The 26000-nt window shown below is 58.7% G+C and carries 23 protein-coding genes and 1 pseudogene; 16 read left to right on the plus strand and 8 right to left on the minus strand.

From position 1 onward, the window contains the following. From BBD46_RS23260 to BBD46_RS17130, 5 genes and pseudogenes are all read left to right on the plus strand, one after another. Positions 1-173, plus strand: a pseudogene (locus BBD46_RS23260) (aldehyde dehydrogenase); the annotation flags it as partial. A 152-nt stretch (positions 174-325) separates the two neighbouring features. Then, the gene (locus tag BBD46_RS17115; RefSeq protein ID WP_071402899.1) at positions 326-1171 is read left to right on the plus strand and encodes an IclR family transcriptional regulator; all 846 of its coding nucleotides are present in this window, start codon (positions 326-328) and stop codon (positions 1169-1171) included. Between the two features lie 1383 nt (positions 1172-2554). Next, positions 2555-3403, plus strand: coding sequence for a DUF6997 domain-containing protein (locus BBD46_RS17120; protein ID WP_071402900.1), 849 nt, complete (start codon positions 2555-2557; stop codon positions 3401-3403). A gap of 232 nt (positions 3404-3635) precedes the next feature. Next, on the plus strand, positions 3636-4271 hold the full coding sequence (locus BBD46_RS17125; protein ID WP_071402901.1) for a helix-turn-helix domain-containing protein: 636 nt from the start codon (positions 3636-3638) through the stop codon (positions 4269-4271). A 256-nt stretch (positions 4272-4527) separates the two neighbouring features. Then, positions 4528-5979, plus strand: coding sequence for an amidase (locus BBD46_RS17130; RefSeq protein ID WP_071402902.1), 1452 nt, complete (start codon positions 4528-4530; stop codon positions 5977-5979). 320 nt (positions 5980-6299) lie between these two features. Here the strand turns inward: BBD46_RS17130 and BBD46_RS17135 are convergent, their stop codons facing one another. Then, complete coding sequence (locus tag BBD46_RS17135) at positions 6300-6773, minus strand: hypothetical protein (protein WP_071402903.1); 474 nt, start codon at positions 6771-6773, stop codon at positions 6300-6302. An 8-nt stretch (positions 6774-6781) separates the two neighbouring features. Beyond that, positions 6782-7282 carry a winged helix-turn-helix domain-containing protein gene (locus tag BBD46_RS17140; RefSeq protein ID WP_071402904.1) on the minus strand — a complete coding sequence of 167 codons (501 nt, stop codon included), beginning with the start codon at positions 7280-7282 and terminating at the stop codon, positions 6782-6784. A gap of 454 nt (positions 7283-7736) precedes the next feature. On the opposite strand from BBD46_RS17140, the gene BBD46_RS17145 reads away from it, so the two are divergent. The 3 genes from BBD46_RS17145 (at position 7737) to BBD46_RS22365 (ending at position 10876) form a co-directional block, all read left to right on the plus strand. Then, entirely contained in the window at positions 7737-8504 is a 768-nt protein-coding gene (locus tag BBD46_RS17145) for an SDR family oxidoreductase (RefSeq protein WP_071402905.1), read from the plus strand. Between the two features lie 485 nt (positions 8505-8989). Continuing rightward, positions 8990-9979, plus strand: a complete 990-nt coding sequence (locus BBD46_RS22360; RefSeq protein WP_139173702.1) for a hypothetical protein — start codon at positions 8990-8992, stop codon at positions 9977-9979. A gap of 270 nt (positions 9980-10249) precedes the next feature. After that, positions 10250-10876, plus strand: coding sequence for a hypothetical protein (locus tag BBD46_RS22365; protein WP_139173704.1), 627 nt, complete (start codon positions 10250-10252; stop codon positions 10874-10876). A gap of 322 nt (positions 10877-11198) precedes the next feature. On the opposite strand, the gene BBD46_RS17160 is transcribed toward BBD46_RS22365, so the two are convergent. Beyond that, complete coding sequence (locus tag BBD46_RS17160; protein ID WP_171908242.1) at positions 11199-11468, minus strand: transcriptional regulator; 270 nt, start codon at positions 11466-11468, stop codon at positions 11199-11201. A 333-nt stretch (positions 11469-11801) separates the two neighbouring features. Between BBD46_RS17160 and BBD46_RS17165 the strand changes: the two genes are divergently transcribed. Then, positions 11802-12518, plus strand: a complete 717-nt coding sequence (locus BBD46_RS17165) for a zinc ribbon domain-containing protein (RefSeq protein ID WP_071402908.1) — start codon at positions 11802-11804, stop codon at positions 12516-12518. 182 nt (positions 12519-12700) lie between these two features. Continuing rightward, positions 12701-13615: a hypothetical protein gene (locus BBD46_RS17170; RefSeq protein ID WP_253184596.1), complete on the plus strand. Its 915-nt coding sequence runs from the start codon at positions 12701-12703 to the stop codon at positions 13613-13615. A gap of 531 nt (positions 13616-14146) precedes the next feature. Here BBD46_RS17170 and BBD46_RS17175 read toward each other — a convergent pair. Further along, positions 14147-16051, minus strand: a complete 1905-nt coding sequence (locus tag BBD46_RS17175; protein ID WP_139173708.1) for a multicopper oxidase family protein — start codon at positions 16049-16051, stop codon at positions 14147-14149. A gap of 250 nt (positions 16052-16301) precedes the next feature. On the opposite strand from BBD46_RS17175, the gene BBD46_RS17180 reads away from it, so the two are divergent. From BBD46_RS17180 to BBD46_RS17190, 3 genes are all read left to right on the plus strand, one after another. Further along, on the plus strand, positions 16302-16553 hold the full coding sequence (locus BBD46_RS17180; RefSeq protein WP_071402909.1) for a hypothetical protein: 252 nt from the start codon (positions 16302-16304) through the stop codon (positions 16551-16553). A 484-nt stretch (positions 16554-17037) separates the two neighbouring features. Continuing rightward, positions 17038-18099: an ABC transporter ATP-binding protein gene (locus tag BBD46_RS17185; RefSeq protein WP_071402929.1), complete on the plus strand. Its 1062-nt coding sequence runs from the start codon at positions 17038-17040 to the stop codon at positions 18097-18099. Beyond that, entirely contained in the window at positions 18096-18866 is a 771-nt protein-coding gene (locus BBD46_RS17190) for an ABC transporter permease (protein WP_071402910.1), read from the plus strand. The genes BBD46_RS17185 and BBD46_RS17190 overlap by 4 nt, the downstream gene beginning before the upstream one ends. Before the next feature lie 115 nt (positions 18867-18981). Here the strand turns inward: BBD46_RS17190 and BBD46_RS17195 are convergent, their stop codons facing one another. Beyond that, positions 18982-19422 (minus strand): CBS domain-containing protein, encoded by a 441-nt coding sequence (locus BBD46_RS17195; protein WP_071402911.1) that lies wholly within the window; start codon positions 19420-19422, stop codon positions 18982-18984. 105 nt (positions 19423-19527) lie between these two features. On the opposite strand from BBD46_RS17195, the gene BBD46_RS17200 reads away from it, so the two are divergent. Further along, positions 19528-20646 (plus strand): aminotransferase class V-fold PLP-dependent enzyme, encoded by a 1119-nt coding sequence (locus BBD46_RS17200; RefSeq protein WP_071402912.1) that lies wholly within the window; start codon positions 19528-19530, stop codon positions 20644-20646. Between the two features lie 177 nt (positions 20647-20823). Here BBD46_RS17200 and BBD46_RS17205 read toward each other — a convergent pair whose 3' ends face one another. Further along, positions 20824-22197, minus strand: a complete 1374-nt coding sequence (locus BBD46_RS17205) for an FAD-dependent oxidoreductase (RefSeq protein ID WP_071402913.1) — start codon at positions 22195-22197, stop codon at positions 20824-20826. A gap of 201 nt (positions 22198-22398) precedes the next feature. Between BBD46_RS17205 and BBD46_RS17210 the strand changes: the two genes are divergently transcribed. After that, the gene (locus BBD46_RS17210) at positions 22399-23670 is read left to right on the plus strand and encodes a DUF6498-containing protein (protein ID WP_084777811.1); all 1272 of its coding nucleotides are present in this window, start codon (positions 22399-22401) and stop codon (positions 23668-23670) included. Between the two features lie 178 nt (positions 23671-23848). On the opposite strand, the gene BBD46_RS17215 is transcribed toward BBD46_RS17210, so the two are convergent. Together BBD46_RS17215 and BBD46_RS17220 are read right to left on the minus strand one after the other, a co-directional pair. Beyond that, positions 23849-24301: a thioredoxin family protein gene (locus BBD46_RS17215; protein ID WP_071402914.1), complete on the minus strand. Its 453-nt coding sequence runs from the start codon at positions 24299-24301 to the stop codon at positions 23849-23851. A gap of 99 nt (positions 24302-24400) precedes the next feature. Continuing rightward, a complete protein-coding gene (locus BBD46_RS17220) occupies positions 24401-25282 on the minus strand; it encodes a universal stress protein (RefSeq protein WP_071402915.1) in 882 nt (293 codons plus the stop codon). A 151-nt stretch (positions 25283-25433) separates the two neighbouring features. Between BBD46_RS17220 and BBD46_RS17225 the strand changes: the two genes are divergently transcribed. After that, positions 25434-25883: a hypothetical protein gene (locus BBD46_RS17225; RefSeq protein ID WP_071402916.1), complete on the plus strand. Its 450-nt coding sequence runs from the start codon at positions 25434-25436 to the stop codon at positions 25881-25883. Positions 25884-26000 lie beyond the last annotated feature (117 nt).

The raw sequence follows: 26000 nt of genomic DNA on the forward strand, positions 1-26000 counted from the left end.
GCGCAGAGGTCCAGCTGCCATTCGGAGGCGTCAAGAAGTCTGGCAACGGCTACCCGTCCGCACGTGAGGCTATCGAAGCAGTGACGGAGCGCACCGCCTGGACGATGAACAACTCGAAGGAAATCGAGATGGCACAGGGCCTTTCAGCCGACATCGTCACTCGAGACGACTAGCCGTTAGATCGAGACGCGCAGCCGTATTTTTTGGACAACCTGTCGCTAGTCTCACGGAGTGGTGTTTCTGGGTCGCACTCTCGATGAAAGTACCTTCTGTGAGTGTCTAGAATCACAAGCAGTTGCCGGGAATGACTGTGTGAATACTTGTCATGGTGTTGGGTGCCGTCGAACGCTATGTAGTTCGGCTATTCGAAACTCTTATGGATGGTTGGGTGTTGTCGAATATCATGGGACTTGGCGAAGGAAAACTGAGCACGACGGCCACCTCACTGGCGATTCTCGACCACATAATGGATGAAAACGGGGCGACGTTGCGAGGGTTAGTCGATGAAACTGGTCTCGCAAAGAGTACTGTTCACAAACACCTCTCTACGCTACGCGAAAACGGCTATCTAGTCAAATTCGGTGAAACCTACAAGCTCAGTCTCCACACGCTCTCTCAGGGCCGACAAGCGATCAAAATGCGGCCCCACTTTTCGACCGTCGAACAGCGCGTTCGAGAACTCGCAAATCAGACGAATACGGAGGTTGACTTCACCGTCGAGGAGAACGGGCGGTTGATTATTGTCTTTGAATCGGTCGGCAGTTCGAACGGGGTTAACTTCCGGTCGGGTGCGGAGTTCCACATGCACAATGCAGCAGCCGGGAAGGCGATCCTGGCCGAGTACCCCGACGAACGCGTCGACGAGATATTAGATACGTGGGGGATGCCGAAGAAAACGCCAAATACGACTCACTCTCGGGAGGAATTAGAATCTGAGTTAGCGGAGATTAAGAAAAACGGGTATGCAATAAGTGATGGAGAGCCAGTCGAGGGATACCGCTCCGTGAGTTCGCCTATCATGAACGAAGATGGCACTGTCCTCGGTGCGATAAGTGCCGGCGGCCCGACCTATAGAGTCGAGTATTCGCGGCTTAGCGGGGAGTTAGCCGAGAAAGTCGCTGCAACTGCCCAATCGCTTTCTGACGACATTGCGAAGACCACTATCGAATGAGTTTCGCTATCGTAAACTATTACTATGAAAAACGATGATAGACCGTCTGTGCCGTGCTACTACTGAAAGAAACCGGCGGCTCCGGTTGCAGTAAGGTCGAATCTTCTGCGAATGAAATATTTTGGCGGCAGTCATTTACAACTGTACCTCTGTAATAGATTGGGGCCGAGTGCTTCTGTTACACTGTTGATGACCGGTGTTTCTCACCGAGCGCAGGCAGTGTAGGGGAACCGTCTTTGGCTGTACAGACAGAAATCAGCCGGTACGACGGTCATTAGAAGTACTAACTGCTCAAGATGGGTGGCCGGTTGGCATTTGTGTACTCTGCCGTTCGCTGACGGTCGATCTGTCGTTGGCTCGAGCGACTCGACGCCACGTGTCGCTGCGCAACTACTATTCCTATCATACTTCTGCATGCAAGTGGGTGATGTCAGGATATGTATAATCATATCTAAACTATTCGTGACTCACCTGCGACACTCGGTTCTACGCTCGGCGCGCGCCAGCACTCTCTCGCCGAATCCGACAATGACGGGTACTCAATTCCGAGTCGCTGCCAGTTAGTCAACGCTTCAGGACTGAGTTATCTCACACTCCGGCTCATGGTTGTTGAAACCGGTATTTTTGATTGATCTGTTTCGCGATATCGTCACAAGAGCGGCGGGTATGGGTTCCAGTAGTCTGACTCGATCGAGCCACGAAATGTGTTCTATATGGGCTGTGAGGTGCGTGACTTCGCACCACATTCGTCGGCTGAATTGCTTCATCAGCACGATGCGTCGTCTCTCCCTCTTGGGTGCGATCCCCGAGTATCGCAATCGCTTTTCTTTCGATTCAACGAGTGCGATCTCGACTGTGAGAAGTATATTATATTTGAGTATCCTATGAAATTGGGATGAACTCTCAAAATTGTGGGTGGAGCGTCGTACACAGTCGTCGACTATCACGGCCTTCGTCCATATTGGTCTCGAGTTCGACACCCCTTCGACTTCTTCGCTGGACGTGATTGCTGTCTAAGTCTGCCAGCAGCGCTCCCCAGTCCTCTGAACTACTTTCGACGTACGTGACACCGTACTAGCGGCAATCGCTCTCGACTGCGATCACCGCTCTGTGCCACCCGTGAGTGGTCAGTTGTACCGTCTATTCGTGGACTGCAGACGGGGTCGAGGATGCTACTGCAGGCTCGCGTTGATTTCAGCAACAGTGACACCAATTGCGTGGTTTCTGGATCGGACGTGTTCTCTCTCACTCCGGGTCAGTTTCGAACGCAGAGTGAATCCCTGTCCTCGCGGTTGCTTTCCAGTCCATTCACAGCTCCCGTCCAGGCCCCTGTACGGTTCGATATCAGTGCGCACAAGTGGGTTCGATCCTCCCTTTCGAGCAATGCCGTCGGTGTTCGGGCCTGCACTGGAGGAGTTAGCGGTCACAGACCAGCCAGTGCTCGGCCCACGGTCGTTTCGTGACTACGTCACGACGCACGAGCTCGACGCCACCCGGACGGCGCGATACATTTCGGTCGATTCACTCGCCGATCTCGAGCCGGGGTTACGCGAGGCGGGCGTCATGGTGCTTCGGACGGGCTCCGCACCGAACGGGACGGGCACGGCCTTCCTGCTCGTCGACGGCCCGAACGGGGTAACTGATTTCTTCCTTCAGGATGCGGACCTCTTTGATGATCTGGAACCTGGACCGGTGCCGAGTACCGTCGAGCAGGCACAGCTGTTGAACTTCAGCGTGCTGCCGTCGCTCTCTGAAACCTCGTTCGTCAACCTCGGGCTCGCATCCGGTGCGCTCTCGCACGCACTCGATCTCGACACGACGGGGGCACTCGCACCGCCCGCCACCGGCCGGTCGACGTTCACGTTCGATTTCCGTCCGCACAGTGATATTGCGTCCACCGTCACACACCGAACCGGGCAGGTCGAGACTGACACGCTCTTCGTCGAGCGCCGGAACGGCGAGCCGACGCTGTTCGTGGTCGAAGCGAAAACCGGGCCACGAGCGACGCTGGCCAAGCATAAGCTGGTCTATCCAATCCTTGCCGTCGCGGATAGTGTTCCGTCCGACATCGAGATTGTACCCGTCTATCTGCGTTGTCGGCAGACGGACGATACCATCACGTTCGACGTTGCCGAGTGTTCGCTCCCTGATCCTCGAATGCGGGTTCCTGGTGTGGACGAACTCGAGGTGGTTCGGTCGAGCGTGATTACACTCGACGTGCCAGACGTCTAGTCTGTCTTCCAATCTGCTTTTACCATCTGCTTTTGCCATCTGGGTTTGTGACTGGAACTCGTGTGCAGTGTCGGAATTCAGTTATCAGCTATGCGAGAGTACACTCTTATCGTCGATTTTGCTAAGTTGGGTCCCGAGGCAGTCTGCGGTCGTGTGTTGCTCTTCGCTTTTCTTTCGATTCGAAACGACGAGAGTAATCAGCTTTAACGCAGACCAGCGAAGAGGGGATATCATGAATATTGTGGCGGAATACACGATACGGACCCCGATACTGCCGACGGTCCTGGAGGCGGTCCCGGAAATGGAAATCAGAAATACGGCGCTGTATCCCGACTCTGGTGACCGAGGGAAGATTCTCATCTGGGCGTGGGGAGACGATTTCGATGCGTTCGACGACGCGCTCGGCGACCACGATCTGGTTCGTGAGTACGACTGTCTCGCTCAAACCGGCGACCGGCGTCTCTACGCCATCGTTCACATCGCAGATCTGAAAGACGGCCTTCCCTATCCACTCCTGTTCGAGAATAATGGGGTCGTGCTGGACGCGACGGCAACGCGAGACGGGTTCGACATGCGAGTACGATTTCCTTCACGAGAGAGCCTGAGACGATATCGAGCGGGTTGCAAAGAGCGAGGGATCCCGTTTCGGTTGCAGACGCTCTCCGAAGCGGACGGGGCAATGAGTGACGGCGCATCGGGTGTAACCGACACCCAGCGTGAGGCGCTCGTGTGTGCACTCGAGCTCGGGTACTTCGATATTCCGCGACAGGTGACGATGGACGAGGTCGCAGACGAGTTAGCGATTTCGACGCAGGCAGTCTCGACACGTCTCAGACGCGGCCAACAGAATCTCGTTCGAAGTCTGTGACTCTTTGCACTTTTTGAACTCTTTGCAGCGAGTAGTCGACTCTTTATAATACATTGACCTGGTAAACGGGTATCGCTTCAATAGCGGTGTGTCTATGAGTGACTGTCCCACCCATGACACGACTGCGACGCTATTCGGACAGCACGGTCGCGAATCGTCGAGACCAGGCCACGACTCGCTTCAGAGCCGGCGCTACGAGCCATGTTCAGGTACATCGTGGACGCGACTCCCAAGCAACTCTCCAGAGCCATACCCAATGACGACCCCATCCACTCTCTCCGCACGACGTCTCGCGATGGATATCGAACGCGGCGATCTCACGCCAACGGACGCCGTCGATGCGGTGTACGAACGAATCGAGCGGACAACCGAGTCGATCAACGCGTTCGTCCACGTTCGTGAGGCAGAGGCCCGTGCGGAAGCGAAAGCGGCGACGCAAGCGGTTCAATCCGGCGAGCCGCTCGGCCGTCTTCACGGCGTCCCGATTGCGCTGAAAGACCTGGACTCCACGATCGAGGGGATGCCCTGTACGTACGGTTCGGCCGTCTTTGCAGAGTCCGTTGCCGACGAGACGTCGGTGATCGTCCAGCGGTTGCTGGACGAGGGCGCGATCGTCGTCGGGTCGACGAACAGTCCCGAGTTCGGCCACGCTGCCGACACCTCGAATCCGCTGCACGGCACGACCACCAACCCCTTCGATCCCAGCAAGACTGCCGGCGGCTCCTCCGGTGGGAGCGCCGCTGCCGTCGCGGCTGGTATCGTTTCAATCGCTCTCGGTTCCGACGCCGCAGGTTCGATACGAATTCCTGCGAGCGCCTGTGGTGTGTACGGTCTCAAACCGACGGCGGGAATCGTTCCCGAGGCGTCGAGGCCGGACGCGCTCGAAGGGAGTGCACCGTTCATGGCCCTCGGCGGACTCACGCGAACGGTCGCGGATACAGCACTGCTGCTCGAGATCATCACCGGTGTCCATTCGCGCGATCCAGTCAGTATGCCACCCGATGGGAGTGCGTACCTCTCGGCCACTCGCCAGCCGATCGAGTCGCTCTCTGTCGCGTACAGTCCCGATTTCGGTCTCTTCGAGGTCGAACCGGCGGTCGAAAAGCGGGTGGACGAGGTGGCCGAGACGCTTCGTGCGGGCGGGGCAACAGTCGAGCGTGTCGACCCCGAGTTCCCCGTTTCGTTCGAGGACATGCGGGACGCCGAAACGCTGCTCTTCGAATCCACACTGGCGTCGACCGCCGAGACCCTCAAACAGAATGAGGGAATCGATCTCCTCGGCGAGCACCGCGAGTCGGTCACCCCGACGTTGGTCGACCTCCTCGAGAACGGCTCCGACCACAGCGCCGTCGCGTTCAAACAGGCCGATGTGGTTCGCACACAGGTGTACGACGCGATCCAGGACGTGCTGGACGAGTACGATCTCCTTCTCACGCCGACACTCGCGTGTCCGCCGTTCGAAGCGGGACAGGTCGGTCCGTCGTCGATAGACGGGACCTCCATCGATCCGTATCTGGACTGGGTCCTCACGTGGCCGTTGAACCTCAGCGGTCACCCTGCCGCCTCGGTGCCAGCCGGTCTTTCCGAGAACGGACTGCCGATCGGTGCCCAGCTGATCGCTTCCCGGTTCGACGAGGAGACGATTCTGTCGGCCAGCGCGGCGATAGAGCGCCGCCAGCCGTGGCAGGACACCTATCCTTCCTGGTGATCGACTGCAGGTGCGTTTTTCGTACGAGAGTCCCAGCTGTGACGGCGGGGTGTGTTGGGGTGGGGGTACTCGAGTCCGTTCCTGCAATGGGTCGTGTTTCACTGGGTGGTGGGTTTGTTCGCGGCTCCGTGTGGTAGGGTGTCCGTGGCTGAATGACTGGGGAGCTGTGCGGGTGGGGATTGTAGTGTAGTGTTGTGTTCTCCCGGTAGTAGCGCAGTGTGACGCGATAGGGTCAGATTTTGTACGGACCCAAAGGGACAGCGCACCCTCTTACTCTTGCTCGAGAGGGTGTCTTAGAGGGATTCTATCAGGGCGTACAGTTACGGGGGATTCTCGAGTCCGTTTATGACGTCCAACGAGTCGTTCTCGTAGGCGTGTCTCCAGGCCTTGAGTACTGCCCTGGAGACTGTTTCGACGTCTCGCACTTCGATACAGGTGTCTTCTACGTCGTCATCATCGTTCGATGCGCGCGGTGGTGGATGATGGTGGCCGTCATCGTCGGGCTCGGTGTAGCTGTGGAGGTGGACGTCCCATCGGAAGTCGTGGGACGGATCCGAGTAGTGGATGTTGTAGTCGTCTTCAGTCGACCATCGCACGCCGAATCGACCAGTTGTGTGGTCACCGATCCCGTCGTCGAGGGTGATCGTGAGTTCACTGGGATCGATATAGTCGTCGAGTTCAGCTGTCGCCAGCGGTTCCTGCGTCTCGGCGATGTCGCGAACGTCGAGCAGGGATTTCCGATCGATCACTCCTCTGAGGCTGTGCGACTCATCATCATCGTCGAACGATGCCATCTATGTCGTCACGGTTTTCGGACGTTGTCTTCTGCCTGATCCAGCGCAAGGGCGACTTTTGCGAAGCTCAGATTCCGACGAGTGGTTTTCCATTGCTGGATCGTCTCCTCATCAGCGTCGGTCTCGGCCCAGGCGATGTCCGTTGGATCGTCGAGACCGGTCTCCCGTCGGTACGCCTCAATCTCGGCCTGCATTTCTTGTACCCTCGTGAGTAGCGTGTCCGAATCTGTGTTCTCGAGGATATCAGTGGCCTGCTCGAACGTAAGCGAGGCCCACGATCGAGCGTACAGCGTTGCTTTCGTCGTTGGGTCAGTCGCTGTTTCAACGAACCCATCTTCGGCAAGGTCCTCGAGGTGGGTTCGAGCTGTGTTTTCAGCAACGAGCGCACGCTCTGCGATCTCCCCCGCAGTCTGTCCGTCGTACGCCCGACCCACGACGGATTTTATTCGCTGAAAGGTGGTTGTTTCCTCCTTCCAGTCAGCTTCTGCTTCCTCGTTGACGTTCCTCATCGGTCGTCCACTCCTACACTGCGGAGATATATTAATCCGCGGACCAGCATATTGAGCTGGTGAGGAGCGGGGTGGTCTGGGAACTCGAAGTCGTTCGGTCGAGCGTGGTCACACTCGAGAGGATGGCTCTTTCTCGGTCGTAATCCCCAATCGGTTTCGTGGCCGACGGTCGTGACGTAGCTGACGATGCTTAGCCCATTGCGTGGTCACTCGGGTTTTCGAAACTGGTACCTGAGTATACCGAACCAGTACCGCCCACCCTCGCCCGCGAACCTCCCTGTCCAACGTATTCGCCGGCGACAGCCGGGAAACGCCACGATCTCGTTCAGGTCGTAATCCAACGTACCCGCTACACCCTCACTGACTAGTCAGTCAGCCACGAAAGTAGTTCGGGTAGCACACGGGTTCCACCGGGTTCCCAAGCAGCATCTTTCCATGGCCCGATGTACTACGTATGCCAGGTCAACTACTGGATGGGAGCGTAGCAGTGGTAACGGGCGGTGCAAGCGGGAACGGACGCGCAATCGTCGAAACGTATGCAGAAGAGGGCGCAGACATCGTTGTTGCGGACATTCAGGAGACGCCGCGTGAGGGTGGCGAACCCACACACGAACTCGTCGCGGACGAATACGGTGTCGACGCGAAGTACGTCGAGTGCGACGTCACAGACACCGACTCGCTCGTTGGGGCAGTCGACGCAGCAGACGAGTTTGGTGGGGTCGACATCATGGTGAACAACGCCGGCATCCTGGACCAGAACGACTTCGTCGACGTGACGGAAGCGGAGTACGATCGGATGATGGACATCAACGTCAAAGGCGTCTTTTTCGGCGCGCAGGCCGCAGCGAAGAAGATGCTCGAGTCGGGCGATGGAGGCGCAATCATCAACATGTCGAGTGTCGCCGGCCTGATCGGCCAGGCGACGTTCTCCGCCTACCACACCTCCAAGGGAGCGGTCCGCCTGCTTACGTATTCACTCGCGGATGAACTCGGACCGGACGGCATTCGTGTAAACTCGATTCACCCGGGTGTCATCGAGACGGAGATGACGAAAGACGATGTTCCAATCGCGACCCAGGAAAGTGCCGAAAACACGCCGCTGAATCGGCTTGGACAGCCCGAAGACGTCGCCGGGGCCGCGTTGTATCTCGCCTCCGACGAACTTGCTGGCTACGTGAACGGCGAGTCACTCGTTGTCGACGGCGGTCAGGCGAACACCTAAATTCACTTTGTCGGCCCCTTTCAGACTCCGGGCTGCCTTCTGCGGGGGTCCGTCTCGTTTTGCACCTGCGCTGGCGAGTGTCCGCTGTGTCACGCGGTCGGCAGCGGCGACTCCGGGGCGTCGACGCTCATTGGTTTTCGAGCCCGTTGCTGGCGGGTACTCGAGTCCTACGCTATGACGATAGGGTGGTGTAGGTGTGGGGGTACTCGAGTATGTTTCTGCAGTGGGTTGTGTCTCACTGGGTGGTGGGTTTGTTCGCGGCTCTGTGTGGTGGGGTTGTAGTGTAGTGTTCTCCCGGTAGTAGTGTAGTGTGACGCGATGGAACCGGATTTTGCACTGTCCCCAAGGGGACAGAGCCAAAAAATTACAGCGCCCCATCCCCACCTTCGCAGATCTCCAGTTGAAGCACACGAAACGGGGGTGGAAACTGTCAAAAGTCGTCGGGAAAGTATCATAAGTGAAAAGTCTATAGATTGAAATAGTCAATGGAAGATGAATACGATTCTGTAGCTGATCGCTTGAAGGCTAGCCAAGCTAGGGTGCATATCGATCTCACTGAAACAGCACGTGAACGGATTGCATACATAACTGCTAATCCGCTCAACCTCACTATTGCTGACCCCCAAAATGTAGCCGCTATACCAGAAAGATTGATAGATCGCGCAGTGAGTGAAACTTATGAGGATGTGGGATTCTCTGCGATCCGAGATCATGTGCGAATAAAACCCCTCTCGTCATTACAGATCCACAGAGAAATTTTAGATTCTTGTGAATACGCTACTGTATTTGCTTATATGGAGAACATTTTAGATTTTATTTATAGAAGCACACCACTACTTTGGTCCAATTATACTATTCCATCAAAGTCAGGCCGGAAAGAGTTCGAAAATGATCGTAAAGCAATTCAACACTTTGCGATAAAAACTGTAGATCGGATTAACAAAGTGCTGGAAACAGAGGGGATTCTTTGGGAGTTTGAGTTTGATTCTGAAGGATTCAATTTTAGACCTATTGGGTCTGAAATGATGGTGGCCGCAGATAATCAATTCCAGTCTGTTGCAAGCGGTAAACGATGGGCAACTGTCGCCTCTCCTTACAATGATGCATATGAACTTTATCGAAATCGAATTTATAGTAAAGAGATCCCAGAGAAACTTTACAATTCTATAGAGGAATTGGCAAGGGTAATTTGTGTTGACATGGAGGATTGGGAAGAGAATCGAGAATTAAATCTATCGAATTATTTAGATATAATGAGAGAAAAGGATATTTTTGAACCGAACCCAATTATGCGTGCTGAAATCAAGGATTTAGCGCAATCAATGGAAAAAGCCTTCCAGAAGGTAGGTGATGAAAGGCACAACAGACATCACGAGATTGACAAAGAATATTGTACTCTAATTCTTCATCAAACATCTGCATATCTCACATACCTTATTCGTCAGTATGAGAGCCAGTACTCTGGAGAAGAATGAACTAATTCTCTTTTTTGGATTTCTCCCCTGGGTTGTACGTTGACAGAATTTGCTTCCCGAATTTTCACACGAGATAACGAACCATGTGTACACATTAACGACGATCGCCGCGACGAACTTGAATTGTAGGTGTTAAATTGTAGTTTGGTGTCATTGATTTGTACTATACCTTTTACTCTCGATCACTATTCTTGTTCTCTTGCTGGTGATGGATTCACAATGAATTAAAATATAGAATTACATTTTATAGCTTGAGGGAGAAGGCGTACTGTGAACATTCGGCAGAGATTCCCACCTACAATATTAATTGGTTCATGTCTGATGGGAATAATCATATTATACTTCTTTTCATTTGGACTTTCATATATTATAATTTTTGGATTACTATTGGAAATTGTTGGAGTTTTCATCTTAGCTATCCCAGATTGGCCAAGAATTTATGCGACTTTTCCAACTGGCCGCCTTGAAAGTGGGAAAAACACACTTAATGAACGGCATGGTTCTGGAATTACAAAGGGTGGCGTGGGTGAACTGCAAGAAGGTGAATCGGGGTTTAAAGAAATGATTGATTCATTGTATGAAGCAGAGGGCAATGAGTGGCAACGCGGTGAACAGGCTAACCCAATCTCTTGGGAAGGAATTAAGCGGCTTAATATTAATACTGAGCATCCAGGAATTGATTCAAGTTGGTCGAGCCGTCATCAGGAACAGTATGCATTACTAGAACTTCAAGATGAGGACCGTGAAACTTTGATATCAATGTGGTTTGGAACTGCTAATGCTATCTTCGAGAAAGAAATCCGATCTGGGGAAAGTCGGATTCGTAGAGGAGGACTTCTACTGATTGGGACTGGGTTTATATTGATACTTATCGGGGAACTCCATAACGTGCTCTAAGTATAGTATTCCTTCTCCTCCCAACCACTCCTTGGGGTTCCACGTCAACAAAATTAGTTTCCTGAATATGCACACGAACACCGATCTGTTGTGTGCATATTTCGAACAGTGCTGTATACTCATTGAGAGTGACGATTTTAGCCAACGTTCCTTCTGCTATAGGATTGTTTTATAATTGGAACCTTTGACATGAACCCTCAGTGTTCACGAGCGACTATTTAGCCTCTGAGAACAGGCACAGCAGATTCAGTTAATCACATCATCATAACAGCAACCAGAACAACAATCCATCAAAAATTGGACCACACGAATTGGCCCCGAATTAATCTCCATTCGTTGGCCCTTCTAACTCATCGGCGTCGAGTTCACCCTCCAAGTACCTTTTTCCTTGCTCAGTGATCTGGTAATACCCTTCTTCAGGACACGCTACGAGCCCATATCTCTGAAGTTCTCTCAACCGGTCGCTCACTGTAACGCGATGTTTGTCGATGTTCTTCGCAATTGCAGTTGGACCAAGCAGTAACCCGGTGTCGAGAATCTCTAACACTCTGTCGTCAGTCGGATTCTGCATCCAACCTCCGGGCTTTCTCATTAGTTCGAACTCGCAGAACCAGTGCTTACATCCATCGAAATACCAGAATTTGGTTGCTATATCGAAACCCATCTATTACGATATCGTAGCTATATTTATTACAGTGGAGTCTAGAATGATTGGCTAACGGGAGATTCCGTACGTCCAACTATTCGTTGGAAAGTGCGGCAAAACGCGAGTCGGTGGTAGTGACACCGGCCCGCAGCGGCTCCCGTAATCACGGTACGGAAGCCATGTTCGACAAGCATCCACGGGACCTTGAAGGTCCCGACCGACGAGACGCATCACTCGAGTACCCACCCCACTCCACCCCCTCGTCCGCGGGTGATCGTCATGCCTAGGGTCGCCCCCGAGGTAACTGCCGCCGACCGCACCGCGACCGCGATCGGCGTCGACCTCGGCGAGTACAACCTCTACACCGCCTGCCCGGCCACGATGCCGGACTGGAAGGGAGCCTACGCAATCTGTGGCGACGACCTCTGCACCCGCCTGGACGAGCTCCGCGCACAGGTCGCCCACCTGCTCGGCAGCGAGTACGACCGCGAGACGATCACCGCGTACGTCGAGCAACGCCGTGCCGCGCTTCTCGACCGCCTCGACGACGCCGCGCGAACCATCTGCGACTACGCGAGCGCGTACGACCGGCCCGTGCTGGTCACCGAGAACAGCCACTTCGAGCCCGACCTCTGGGCGTGGCTGACCGATCCCAACGCCCACCGCGGGACGGCGTGGCTCCTCCCGGCGGCGCAGCTCCGACTCCGAGCCGTCGCCGCCGCGTACGCTATCGAGGTGACGACCGTGCCGGTGTCCTACTCCTCCCAGGAGTGTCACGCCTGCGGCGTCATCGGCGAGCGCGCCCAGAGTCCCTCGTTCCGCTGCACCAACCCCGACTGTGCCGTCGGCGTCGTCTCCGCGGATCACAACGCCGCGAAGGTCCTCGCACAGCGGTACTATCCCGGCCAGCGCTGTGCCTACCGGCCGCCGAACTCGGCCACGACAGCTACGGACGACCGTCCAGCGCCTCTCGCCGACGGTGGGTCTCCACAGTAGAACGCCTGACCCACCGTCACCGAGTGCCGACGACCGAACTGGGCAAGCACCACCGACTCACGCCGCAATCGCTACGCGCCGATCGACTCGGCTCCGGTTGCCCGCACGATCGTCCACGGCACGCCCGCTGTCTCGCCTCCCAACTGCTCACTGATGCCGACACCGACACACCCACGATCACTATGAGCACCCACTCCGAGCACGTTACCTCCACTGACATCGCCACCGATACCGACACCTGCACCGCCACCGACACTACCACCCCGGACGAACCGACCACCCACTCACTGGCCACCGAACTCGAGTCCCTCCGAAATCGACTCAAGACACTCGAGTCCACCCTCGAACAGAAAACCGCCCGGATCGAGCACCTCGAGCGGGAACTCGACCGTTCCCGGACGGAAAGCGAACGCCTCGAGAACCGTATAACCGAACTCGAGGAGACGCGAGCCCTCATCGCACCGATCGAGGCACGACTGGATGCCCACGAAAAGAAACTCACGGCGAACAAAGACCGCGTCAGCGAACTCCAGGCGCGCGAACTCGAGAAGGGTGCCCATCTGCTCGAATCCCACGTCGATCCCAGTACAATCGACGTCACCGATGGTCGCCTCGAGCGGATCACCAAGGACGACGGCGCGCAGTACGTCCGCCTGCCCGAGAGCGATGACCCACTCGAGCGCGGTGGCGACGTCGCCGTCGCCCACGGCGATCTGCTCCCGGTGCAGCAACTCGCGAGGATGGACGACGAGATGCGTCGTGCGACGACGTCTGCCCTCCCGGTCCGGCTCGCAGCGAAACTCTGGAAGGCTCGCACCGATCCGGGGGTCGGCGACAACCCGTGGAAACAGGGGTGCAAGAACGTCCGCGAGTACGTCACGGCGAGCGACATGAAACACTGGATCCGCAGGCAAGAGACGGGGATCAGCGACACGTACGCGAAAAAACTCGTCTCGCGAACGATCGACGCACTCCTCGATCTCTCGCGGAACCGGCTGGCGATCAGGCGCACCAGCCAGCGAAAGAACGGACTCGAGTACACCGAACGTCGCGTCCTGCTGCCGGCGGATGCGGCGATTCCAGGTGAGCGGCTGTGATGATCGAGACGCTGCGATACCGCGTAGCTGTGATGACCGGGACACCGCGATGTCACGTGGCTGCAACGACCGAGAGGGCCCAATAACACGTGACTGTGACGACCGGAACGGCCCGGTGACACGTGGCGTCGACGGCTGAAACTGTCGACGGCCGTCACACACTGTCCTGAGAGGGATTCGACTCTCCAGACGACACAGGAATCCAGCACAATGGGGGTGTAAGCGCGTCCGGCTACTCGTGAGTCTGTCGCTCGATCGGTCGTCGACGGTCCGCACCGAGCGACGGCCTAGGTGCGGTCACTGAAGACGTCAGGTGTCTCCGGGAGCTACCAGAAAGAGGGACAGACAGCAGTGAGTGTCCGCTTGGTGTCCTTCACTGCGCCTCGTGTTCCTCACGCAGCGCTGCGTCAGTGCCTCGCTGGATGCCAGTAATACGTCAGGGCCACAGTTTCGACCATCCCGTCCTTGCACCGATGGCAAGTGTTCGAACCGGCTCCAGTACGTACTGGCTGCGTCCGGTGGCCCCGATCCCTAGTCGGACTCGGACGCAACCCGTGTCTCAGTTTCACCCTGTGCTTCGGACGCTGGGTCTTCTTCTGACTCCGATGCCGGCCGAACCGCGAACGGGCGCATCATATCGTAATCTTCGTGCTCGACCATGTGGCAGTGCCACATGTACGTCCCCGTCTGGTCGTTGAACACCCCTTCGTACTCCCCGAAGTGGACGAGGATGTGGACCACCTCTGCCGGATGGACCGTGATCACGTCGTTCCATCCCTGCTCGTAGGCCTTCGGGGACTCGAGTGCATCGAGATCGATCTCGTCCTCGGTCGACTGGTACTCCCCGAGTGGTTGCCGGCCGAGCAACTGGAAGTGGACGAGGTGGAGGTGCATCGGGTGGGACATATCCGTGAGATTGGCGAAACTCCAGAGTTCGGTGTCACCGACGGTCGGTTCCTCGGTCACCGGATCGTCGACCGCGAGCCCGTCCGGTTCGTCCTCCGTACCGAGGAGATGGACCATCCGCCCGTGCTCGTCTTGGTCCGCCGTGAGCGTGAGATACCGTTTCGTGTCGACGTCCTCGAGTGTAATATCGGGGACGCGAGTCAGTTCGTTCGGTAGGTTCTCTGTCGCCTCTTCTGCCCCAGCCTCGCTCGCCTCGCCCCCAGCGTCCGCACCGTCCGCAACGTCGACGAGCAGAATCTCGTGGAGCGGGACGATATCGTCGTCGGCCGAACTCTGATCGCCGCGATACAGCGCGGGCGCATCGTTGTGAAGGAGCAGCGTCTCGCCCGCGTACTCGGAGAAGTCGACGACGACGTCGGCGCGCTGTCCGGAACCAATCTCGAGTCGGTCGTCGACGGGAACCGGTTCTGCGAGCAGTCCACCGTCGTTTCCGATCTGGGCGAACGCCGGCCCCTCGTCGCCGGTCTCGCCCGTCGATTCGTCGTACTCGAGTAGCGTGAGATTGTAGTACCGACTGTTCGATCCGTTCAGGAGCCGGAACCGGTAGGACGTGGGCCCGACGGAGAGGCGCGGCCAGGCTTTGCCGTTGACGACGGACGTGTCGCCGTAGAACTCCGGGACGATGCTCGGCTCCGGGTGGGAATCGCCGCGCCCGCTCTGTTCGTCCGCGATAGCCGTCGGATAGAACAGGGAGCCGTCGTCGCTGAAACTTCGATCCTGGAGGACGAGCGGAACCTCGTACTCGCCGCGAGGTAACTCGAGTGCGTCTTCCTCGTCGCTTCGGAGGAGGTAGAAGCCGGCGAGGCCGGCGTAGACGTTGAGTCGGGTGATGCCGAGTGCGTGGTCGTGGTACCAGAGCGTTGCGGCTGGCTGGTCGTTGACGTAGTGGTAGTCCTTCTGCTCGAATTCGGGGCCGGTCGCCGCGAAGTCGCGCGTGTACCACGCCTGCGATTTGCCGTCGCTTTCTGACTCGATGTTCCCGCCGTGGAGGTGGGTTACGGTGCGGACGCCGGGCGTTTCGTACGGGATGATATCGCTGTGGATCGTCGTGTCGACGGGCAACAGGTGCTCGTCGGGTAGCTTGTTCTGCCAGCGGACGGAGATCGGTTCGCCCTGTCGGGCCTCGATCGTCGGCCCGGGGAACTGGCCGTCGTACCCCCAGACCGTCGTTGGAGGGAGGTCGCGGTGAAGCTGGTGCTCGATTTCGCTCATCTCGATCTCGTAGTAGGGCTGGCCGTCTTTCTCGCCGGTTGGGTCAACGACGCCCGGCCGCGGGACCTCGTCTACCCAGCGCTCGAGCGCAGGCGAGGAGTGTGTCGTCACCGTGGCTGCTGGCGATGCCTCTCGTTCCGGCGTCGGTGTTTCGTCCGACATACACCCTGCGAGCGCCGAGACGCCCGCGACGCTGGTAGCGAGGACGACCTCCCGACGAGAGAGCCCGCCGAGTGGCAGTTCTGCCTGGTCACTCATAGACAGTTGCTACTATGGAGACGTGGGAGATGCACCACCGGCCGATTCCTACGGAGTCGGAATCAGAGCAAGCAATTCCACCGTTACAGTCCTATGAGTGCCATAGACGCCGAATACTCCCGTTCATGTTCGCTCGCCGACCTGGGTCGGAGTCCCTGGCGGCCTGCCGGGATACTCCATACTCCACTTCTTTCCAAGACTGCTTTGGAAAACCAATAGACAGATGTGTCCCCGTCAGCGTACGCTTTGTATGGCAGCTCAACAGGTTCCTGAGCGAGACCAGAGCCCCGACGAAACTGCACTGCTGGGGAACCCACCGATAAAGAACGCGCTCGTCGTCACTAGCCTCCTCTTCGGTTCACTACTCGTCGGCGGCTGGGCCGCACTCGAGTTCACGAACGAACTGGGCACTGCAGTCACCTGGCTCTGGATCGGCATCGGACTGTCTGTCCTTTACCTCCTCAACGATATCGCGAACACTGTGAAGGATCTCGTCAACTGACGTGCTCGTGTCTCGCTAGGTAGCCTCCGTTTCGTCGCGCTCCGGTACTCGTTCACCCTCGTGCTTCGATTTACCTGCGACCTGCTCGGCGTACTTCGCTTGCGATTTTGCTACCCCCTCAAATCTCGCCATCCGGGGTTCGAAGTTCGACTTTCACAACGGGGCTGCTCCACCTCCCGCACGTGGGCAACTCGAAACAGTAAGAGAGAGAGGGCGGGTGGGGAGAGGTGAACAACCGGAACGCCTCGGGACCGTGGGAGTCCCGGCTAGCGTCCGATCTCAGACCCCACTACGACGCTGATCGGGCAAATCGCTGTCGCGGTGAGGTCGGCTGGGGCATCCAGCACGATGTACTAACCGTTCAGTCAATATAGTTTTGTTGCAACCAGCCGAACCTGTCGACTGTGTCTACCCAACCGAGTCAGCACCGGGCAGTATCGACCGCAGAACGCGACTCCTCGCGTCGCCATCGGAGGGCACACCAATGAGCGCGATTACCGTCGAGCAACTGACGAAGGAGTTCGGCGACGTAACCGCCGTCGACGAGTTGTCCTTTACGGTCGAATCGGGCGAGCTCTTCGGCCTGCTCGGCCCCAACGGGGCGGGAAAGTCGACCCTGATCAAGATGCTCGTCACGCTCTTGCGGCCGACCGCGGGGACGGCGACGGTCAACGGCCACGATATCCACGACGAGCGAAGCGCCGTCCGCGACAGCCTGGGAATCGTGTTCCAGGAACCCGCCCTCGACGAGGAGTTGACCGGAGCGGAGAACCTCGCACTTCACGGCCGGTTGTACGGCCAGCGAACGGACGAACGCAACCGGCGCATCGACGAGGTACTCGAGTTGATCGACCTGGAAGACGAACGTGACGAACTCGTCGAGCACTACTCCGGCGGCATGAAGCGTCGCCTCGAGATCGGCCGCGGACTGATGCACGAGCCGTCGGTACTCTTTCTGGACGAGCCGACGGTCGGGCTCGACGCCCGCGCACGCCGAGACACGTGGGAGTACATTCAGAAGATGAACGCCCAGTCGGGCATCTCCATCGTGCTGACGACCCACTACATCGAGGAGGCCGAACAGCTCTGTGATCGGGTCGCCATCGTCGACGACGGCGACATTGTCGCACTCGATTCGCCAGCCGAGCTCAAATCGTCGCTCGGCGGCGATGTCGTGACGCTCGACCTCGAGTCCGACGACTCGATACCTCGATTGTGCGACCACCTCGAGACGGCGTCGTGGGTCACCGACTATACGACGGCAGCGGGGACTGCTCACGTGACGTTGACCAGGGGCGAGTCACGGATCGCCGAGCTGGTTCATCTCGCGGACGACGCCGATGTTCGCATTACGTCGATCGATCTGCACCGCCCGAACCTCGAGAGCGTGTTCCTCTCGGTGACGGGGCGGACGTTCGACGAGCGCGAGGGTGATGGCGCGGTCGCGGGCACGGGAACGGGCAAGTACGAGGGCGAACAGCACACAGCGAGTACCGACTCACCTTGTCACAACGATGCCGCTCCATCGGTCGAGAGGCAGCAATGAAACGAATCGACCCGCTCGGCATCTACGGTCTCTGGTTGCGCGACGTGACGCGGTTCGTCAGAACGCCATCGCGGATCATCGGTGCACTCTCGATGCCGCTTCTGTTTCTCGTCTTCCTCGGCTTTGGCTTCGAAGGCGCTGCGATTCCGGGGCTCCCCGAGGACGTGGACTATCTCGAGTTCCTCGTCCCCGGAATCGTCGGCTTCACGATGCTGTTCGGCGCGTCGTTCGCCGGCCTTTCGATCCTGTCGGATCGGGACGTCGGCTTCCTGAAGGAGATTCTGGTCGCACCGGTGAGTCGAACCTCGATCGTGCTCGGACGAATTGCCGGTGGATCGACGACGGCCTTCCTGCAGGGAATCCTGATTCTCCTGTTCTCGATCCCGCTCGGGTTCCGGTTCACGAGTCTTCTGTCGCTTCCGCTCGCGTTCGTGTTCCTCGTGTTGATCGCCGTCACGTTCGTCGGGTTTGGAATTGCCCTCGCGTCCCAGTTCCGCGACAGCGAGGGGTTCATGCTGATCGTCCAGTTCATCATCTTCCCGCTCTTCTTCCTCTCCGGTGCGCTGTTCCCGATTCAGGGGCTCCCCGGCCCCGTTCAGTACCTCGCGTACGTCAACCCGCTCACGTACGGCGTCGACGGATTGCGAGCGGTGCTGATCGGAACGTCGTCGTATCCGGTCGCCGTCAACGCCGGTGTTCTCACGCTCTCGTCGGTTGGCATGGTCGCACTCGGTGCGGCCCTCTTCGAGCGGGTCGAGTCGGTGTGATGACCGTGTCGTGACTCTCTGTTCTACACGTTTGCCCCATTTTACGACTGATCCGTGTCCGTCCTCACGTTTGCGTTCGCGTTCGTGTTCGCGTTGCGAGCAGCGCCAGGCGGGCTCACCGCCGCGGCCACGACGGCTCACGCTGGCGCTGCTCGCGAACAGTCTGGAGTTTCTCCGAGAGATAGCCGTAGTGGTCGATCAGGTCCTGCGTCGTGATGATTCCCTGTATCTCCAGCCCATCGACCACGACGAGCTTCTTGATCCGCTCGTCTTGCATTCGCTTGACCGCCAGTCTGGTCGACCGATTCGGTTCGATCGTCACGAGCGGATGGCTCGCGACGCGTTTGGTCGGAATGTCTGCCAACGGGCGACCCGACTGGTAGGCCGCTGAAACGATATCGGACTCCGTAATAATGCCGTACGGCGTCGACTCCGCCGTAATCACGACACTCCCAATATCCCGTCCGAGCATCTGGCGCGCAACGGACTCGAGTGTCGTCGTCTGCTCGACGGCGACGACATCGTCCGTCATGATTTCTGCCACGCGTGCGCACATCTGATTGTTCCCCCCGTTGGGCTGAGTGGCTGCTAACTGTTGTTGCCGTACCGGGTGTGAATCCGATAACCGAATCGATACTGTGTTGGACGCACAAACAATGCTATGGACTCACCGACAGCACTGCGAGCGGATATTCCGGCACTCGAGTCGACGACGTATCTGAACTACGGCGCGCATGGCCCGAGTCCACGAACCGTCGTCGACGCAGCCGAAGCGTGTACTCGGGAACACGAGTTCGACGCAGTTCCGCCGGCAGATCCGTACGAGATGGCGTTCGATATCTACGACCGAACGCGGGAGACGGTGGCGTCGTTTCTCGGTGCCAACACGGACGAAATCGCACTCACGGAAAGTACGACCGCTGGCATCGCTGCTGTCGCCGGTGCGATCGACTGGCAACCCGGTGACGTCGTCGTTCACACGGATCTCGAACATCCGGCCGGCATTCTCCCCTGGCAGCGACTGGAGCGGGACGGAGTCGAGGTCCGCGTCGTCGAAACGACGGACGGCCGGATCGACCGCGACGAGTACACCGCGGCCGTTAGTGACGCCCGCCTCGTCTGTTTCAGCGCGCTCACCTGGACGCACGGGACACAGCTACCTGTGGCCGATCTGGTCGACATTGCCCACGATGCCGGCGCACTGACGCTCGTCGACGCCGTCCAGGTGCCAGGCCAGCAGCCACTTGACGTCACGGAATGGGGAAGCGATATCGTTGCCGCAGCGGGACACAAGTGGCTCCTTGGGCTCTGGGGTGCTGGCTTCCTCTACGTCGATGCGGACGTCGCCGAGACACTCGAGCCCCGGTCGGTCGGCTACCGCAGCGTCGAGACGCCAACTGCCGACGCACTCGAGTTCGCACCCGGTGCTCGCCGGTTCGAAATCGGGACGACGAACCCGGCACAGTACGTCGCGCTGGAGCGGGCGATCGAACTGAACACAGCAGTCGGAACCGCCACCATCGAGGACCGAATCCACTCGCTCGCTGGTCGGTTGGCCGCCGGTATCCCAGATCACCGCCGTTTGAGCCCGGCCGAACCGGAGTCCGGACTGGTAACGATCGATGTCGACGAGCCGGAACAGGCAGTCGACCGCCTCGCCGACGAGGGCTTCGTCGTCCGCGATCTGCCGTACCCCGACGCAATCCGGGTCTCCGTCCACGCCGTCAATACGCGCGAGGAAATCGACGCGCTGCTCGAGGTACTCGAGTCGGAGTGGTAAGAGTAGCTGGACGGCCTCGGTAGGTGTCGCCCTTCCTTCGAAGGGGTCGAGCGAACTGCTGTCGGCGTTCGTCGCTTCGACGATAGCGGCTGACTCACGGAACGTACAGGAAATGGGCTCCGTAACTGCACAGATCACGGCCGGCCTGCCCGCCAGGTCAGGCGATCAGTGTCGCGGTCACTTCTCGAGTGTCCCTCCCAACACCTTTGCTGCCGTGAGGACCGGGTCCCAGACCGGACTGAACGGCGGGGCGTACGCAAGATCGAGGTTCTGGAGTTCGGTAACCGTTAGCGAGGCGTGGAGCGCGGTTGCAACCGTATCGATCCGTTTCGTTCCTTCGCGGCCGACGATGCTGGCACCGAGGACTCGTTCGCTCTCGCGGTCTGCGACCAGTGTGACGCGCAGATCCCTCGCGCCGGGATAATAGTGCGGCCGCGTCGGCGCTTCGATCGTCACCGACTCGGGATCGAAGCCGGCCTCGCGTGCCCGTTCCGGATCGAGGATTCCCGTTCTTGCAGCACCCAGATCGAACGCCTTGACGATCGCTGTCCCGGCTGTTCCGCCGGTTCTGGTCGGCTCGCCCGCCACAGTTGCGCCAATCGCACGACCCGCTCGGTTCGCCGTGAGGGCGAGCGGAACGTGATCCGGTTCGCCCGTTACGACGTTCGTCGCTTCGGCACAGTCTCCTGCGGCGTAGATCGACTCATCGCTCGTCCGGCCGAACTCGTCGGTTGCGATGGCACCCGTCGGTCCGAGTTCGAGTCCCGCGTCTTCGGCGAGGTCGACGTTCGGTGTGACGCCGACGCCAACGATTACGAGATCCGCCGGAACGGGTTCGTCGTCGCCTTCAATTTTGACCGCATCGACCGTATCACCTGCATCGACAGTCTCTGCACCGGTGAAGCCTTCGACGGCCGTCTCGAGCCTGAGGTCGACGCCCTGTTCGCGAAGGTGGTCCTCGACGGTGCGGGCAGTCTCTGCACCGAACGGCTGGAGCGTCCGCGGGAGCATTTCGAAGATTGTAACATCAATCCCGTGTTCGGTGAGCGCTTCGGCCATCTCGATGCCGACGTAGCCGCCGCCGACGATTGCGGCGGTCTCGGGTGCTGTGGTCTCGACGTAGTCCGAAATCTCTCCGGCCTCGTCCATGTCTCGCAGCGTGAACACGCCCTCGCGGTCGATGCCGTCGAACGGCGGGACGATCGCTCGTGCACCGGTTCCGAGCAACAGCTCGCCGTAGGGCTGTTCGAACGTTTCCTCCTCCGTTGAGACGGTAACCGTTTGCTCGTCACGATTGATCGAGACGACTTCGTGGCCCGTCCGAAGATCGATATCTCGTTCCTCGCGAGCCGTTTCCGGGGTCATCGCGACGAGGTCGTCGAGGTCGTCGACCGTCCCCTTCACGTAGTAGGGCATCCCGCAGGCTGCATAGGACACCCACGATCCCTTTTCGAAGACGATGACGTCTCGAGACGGGTCGTCCCGCTTTGCCTTGCTTGCGGCGCTCATTCCGGCTGCGTCTCCGCCGACGATGACGAACGGTGCTGTCATACCAGTCTCTACACACAGCTGCGTATAAAGAATTTCGTGGGTTTCCCAATACTGGGAACGCTATGTGTGGTATCGTTTCCGAAATCCGTTTGACTCCCCTCTGAACCACTCGTGCGTTTGGATTCGGGTCGCTGCGCCAATCGTCACTCTCTTCAACAAAGTTAACCAAATAGCGTCTCAGGATTGGGGTACTGAGATCCCGTGACCGATTCTCGCCACCACCTGCTTGCGATTCTCTCGGCGAATGGTGTCCCACTCATCGGTTTCGGCCTGTTCGACTGGTCGACGACAGTGTTCCTCGGCGTTCTCGTCCTCGACATCTGGGCGACGGTGGTCTGGACGCTGTGGAAGATGCCGTTCGCCGAAAAGCGGCCGCCGGCACTTCACCAGCGAGCGGGCCGAATCCTCGGAACACTGGCCCAGAAACGCGGTGGCGTTTCTGTTCTGCACTCCGTCCCTCCGGTCTATCCTCGCAATATTCCGTTTATCTTCGTTGGCTTCCTCAACAGCGTGATGCTCGTTGCCCTCTCGTTCGTTCTTTTGGTCCTTCCGTATCCGGCCCTCACTCCAGAGCAACTGGGCTGGATTCTCCTCGGCGGACTCGTCGTGTTTCTCGTTCGTGGAGTCGATACGTGGCGCGAGTACTTCCGGGGTCGCGGATACGAACGCCACTCTTCGCGAACAGTGGCGCTCGAGCAGACACAGCAACTCCTCGCAGTGGGTACCCTCGTCGGTGGGATCGTCACCACTGCTGTCGTCATGGGAACCACTGAACCACCCTTCGTCGGCGATTATACGCTCGTTGCAGTCGTCTTCCTCGGAAAGTTCGGTGCTGACCTTCGTGCGTGGCATATTGGGTCTGATCCAGACCGCCGCGGGTGGTTCACACGCATCTACGGCAGCCCCAACACGGAACATCCGTTCGTGTCTGTGACCGTGCCAGCCGAAGACCCGACAGTCCGCGTTCGTCCTGCACTCCCCGCGGCGCTTGCTGACGCGCTATTTCACGGTGTCCTCTACCTGTTTAGCTCAGTGGGACTGCTCCTGGTGCTCCTCGCTCTCACCGGCCTGTTTGGCGCACCAGTCCTTACTGTGGGTGGGCTAGCAATTCTCGGCGTTTTCATGGCAATTCGTGCTGTCGTCCGCTATCTCCACGTCGGGACACTCGAGTACCAGTGCTACGACGACACGATCGTCGTCTACGACACCGTTCTCGACGAACCGCAGGCGCGACTCGAGCGCTGGTCGATTGCGGACGTGTCTGCGTCGCCAACTGTTGTCGATCGACTCGGTGGGACTGAGACGATTACACTCGAGTCCCGTGTCGAACAGGAGTCCTCGCGTATTTCGGCACCCATTGGTTCTGCCGAGATTCCGGCTCCGGATCCGGACGCTAACCGTCCAGTCACCGTTGCGCTCGTCTCAGACGCGGCACCAGTACTCGATGCGATGGGCCTCGACGATCGACTGTAGTTGGTGTTTCGTCCGCTGTGTACGGGTCGTCGTTGGTGGTGTCGTTCGTCAGTTTCAGTTTTGTCTCAGGTCTGCCGTTCGTTGGTTGTAGTCGGCAGTAGCGCTCGTCGGTTGCATCCTCGATTTCCACTTCGCCGTCCACCGCCACCAACTCACCGCACCCACATGCAGTCCCAACCTACCCGTGTTGTGCGATCAGGGACTCGAGTGTCGCCTGATCTTGTGCGCCGACGAGTCGCTCGACCGGTTCGCCGTCGGCGTAGAGGACGAGTGTTGGGACGCCGCGAGCACCCAGTTGCTGGGCGAGATGCTGGTGCTGGTCGACGTCGACGGCTGCAACTGCTGCGGCTGATTCGGCAGCCAGTGCCCCGATTGTCGGTTCCATCATCTGGCAGGGACCACACCACTCGGCGTAGCAGTCGACCAGGACGATGTCGTGATTGGTGATGACTTCGTCGAGATGGTCTGCTCCGTCGATTTCGATCGGTTCAGATGGGGACGGAGTGGTGCCAGCGGTCGAATCTGTGTCGTCTCCCGCACCCACCGCTTCACCGTTCTCGAGTCGGTGCTGTAGCTCTCGTCTCTTTTGCTCGCGGATCTGCTCTCGCTCGTCGTCCAGTGACTCACTCATACGTCGGTGCTACGACAGCCTCGACTATAATTATTGTGTGGTGTGGACAATACTGCTTGGGCTGTGGCAGCCATGGGTCCAGTCACGACTGTCGGCGGCTCACTGAGCCACTCTCCGAACGAGCCGTCGAATACGCGAGGGGACGGGATCGTACCGCTTCGCCAGAAACACCGTTCCGCTTGCGTTCCGGCCGACGGCCTCCGAAATCGTCCCGAGCAGCGTTCGACGAACGAACCCGCCGCGTGACACACCCAGTATTGTGACATCGTGTGCCGTTGTCCGATCCGTAATCGCCCCGGCAACGTGGTCGTCGACGGCGACCTCGCGCCGAATCTCAGTCTCGCTGTCGAACTCGTCCGATGCGTTCAGCAGGAGCGCGTTTGCCTCCCCCTCTCGCTGTGCTGGGTCGGTTTCGGACCGAACGTGGAGCAGGTGGACGACCGCATCGTGCTGGGTCGCGAGCGCACTCGCCGTCTCGAGTGCAAGTCCCTCGTGTGGTCCGCCAGCGATGGGAACCAGAATCGAGTCGATATCTGGCTGGGGTGTCTGAATCCGCTTGACGAGCACGTCACACGTGGCTTTTCGAAGCACGACGTCGATGTAACTTCCCAGAACGACGTTCTGTCGTGGCGGCCGACCGCGCCAGCCAAGCAGCGTCAGTTCCACGTTTTCCTTCTCGATTGCGCCGAGAATTCCACTCGTGACGCTCCGTGCGAACCGTACCCGCTTGTCGGTCGGGACACCGTGTTCGGTTGCAGTCGCTGCTGCGTCTGCGAGCAACTGCTCGTCACTGTCGTCCAGGAGCCGGTAGCCAGCATCCAGGGGCAACTGGTCCGGAACGGCAACGACGTGAATAACGAGCAATCGCAACGATCGCTCGATAGCGATGTCTATCGCGGTCTCCAGCAACCGATCGGCCGTTTCCTCGTTTGCCACCGGTAGGAGTAGCGTCTTGTCGGGGGCTGAGGGACGGGATTCCATACCACCTTCTTTGGGTCCTGTCGCTATCATATCCTGCCGTGTCCTTGCCGGCGTCGGTCGGTTCGGTGGTTCACTCTACACGACACCCGTTGCACGACACCCCCCGCTACGAGCGGTACATTCATCACGACTGACACAGACTACGTAGTTGATGGACTCGAGTACGAACGCACAGTCAGGGACGGTCCGTCCCGCTCTCGTGCTCGGCGGGTGTGCGCTCGTTGCTGCGGTCGTCTACGTTGGACTCGTTCCGCAAGCGGTGCTCGCGGGTGATGAGTCGCGTGCACTGTTGTTCCTCGTTCTGGGGTGGGTGCCGTACACCATCGTGTTCTACGCGCTGGGTCGGTTCGTCTCATCGCCGGAGCAACTCCCGAACATGCGTGCGGCAGATTTCGGCCTGGCAGTGTTCCTCGTCTCGCTCCTGTTGAGCCTCGGCCTCGATGCCTGGGGGTTCTCACCGGAGCAGGTGCCAGCGGCGCACGTGGTGCAGGCGGTCGGCATCTTCGTCGGCCTCGCGCTCTTTGGCTGGGGACTTGGCCGGCGGTCACACGCGGTCGTCGCGTCCGGCCGTGATACGGCATCTAGCGACCAGAACCGGTAGCTTCAACAACGGGAGAGCCACGCTCGCAGGCGTGAGTTCGATTCGAACCGTCGATGAAGAGCGCGTTCAGCCACCCTCCGGATTGCCGCCGGTGTTCTTTTCTCACTGTTTCCATTG

The organism is Natrialba sp. SSL1, assembly GCF_001861355.1.
In the GTDB taxonomy this organism is placed as follows: Archaea; Halobacteriota; Halobacteria; order Halobacteriales; family Natrialbaceae; genus Natrialba.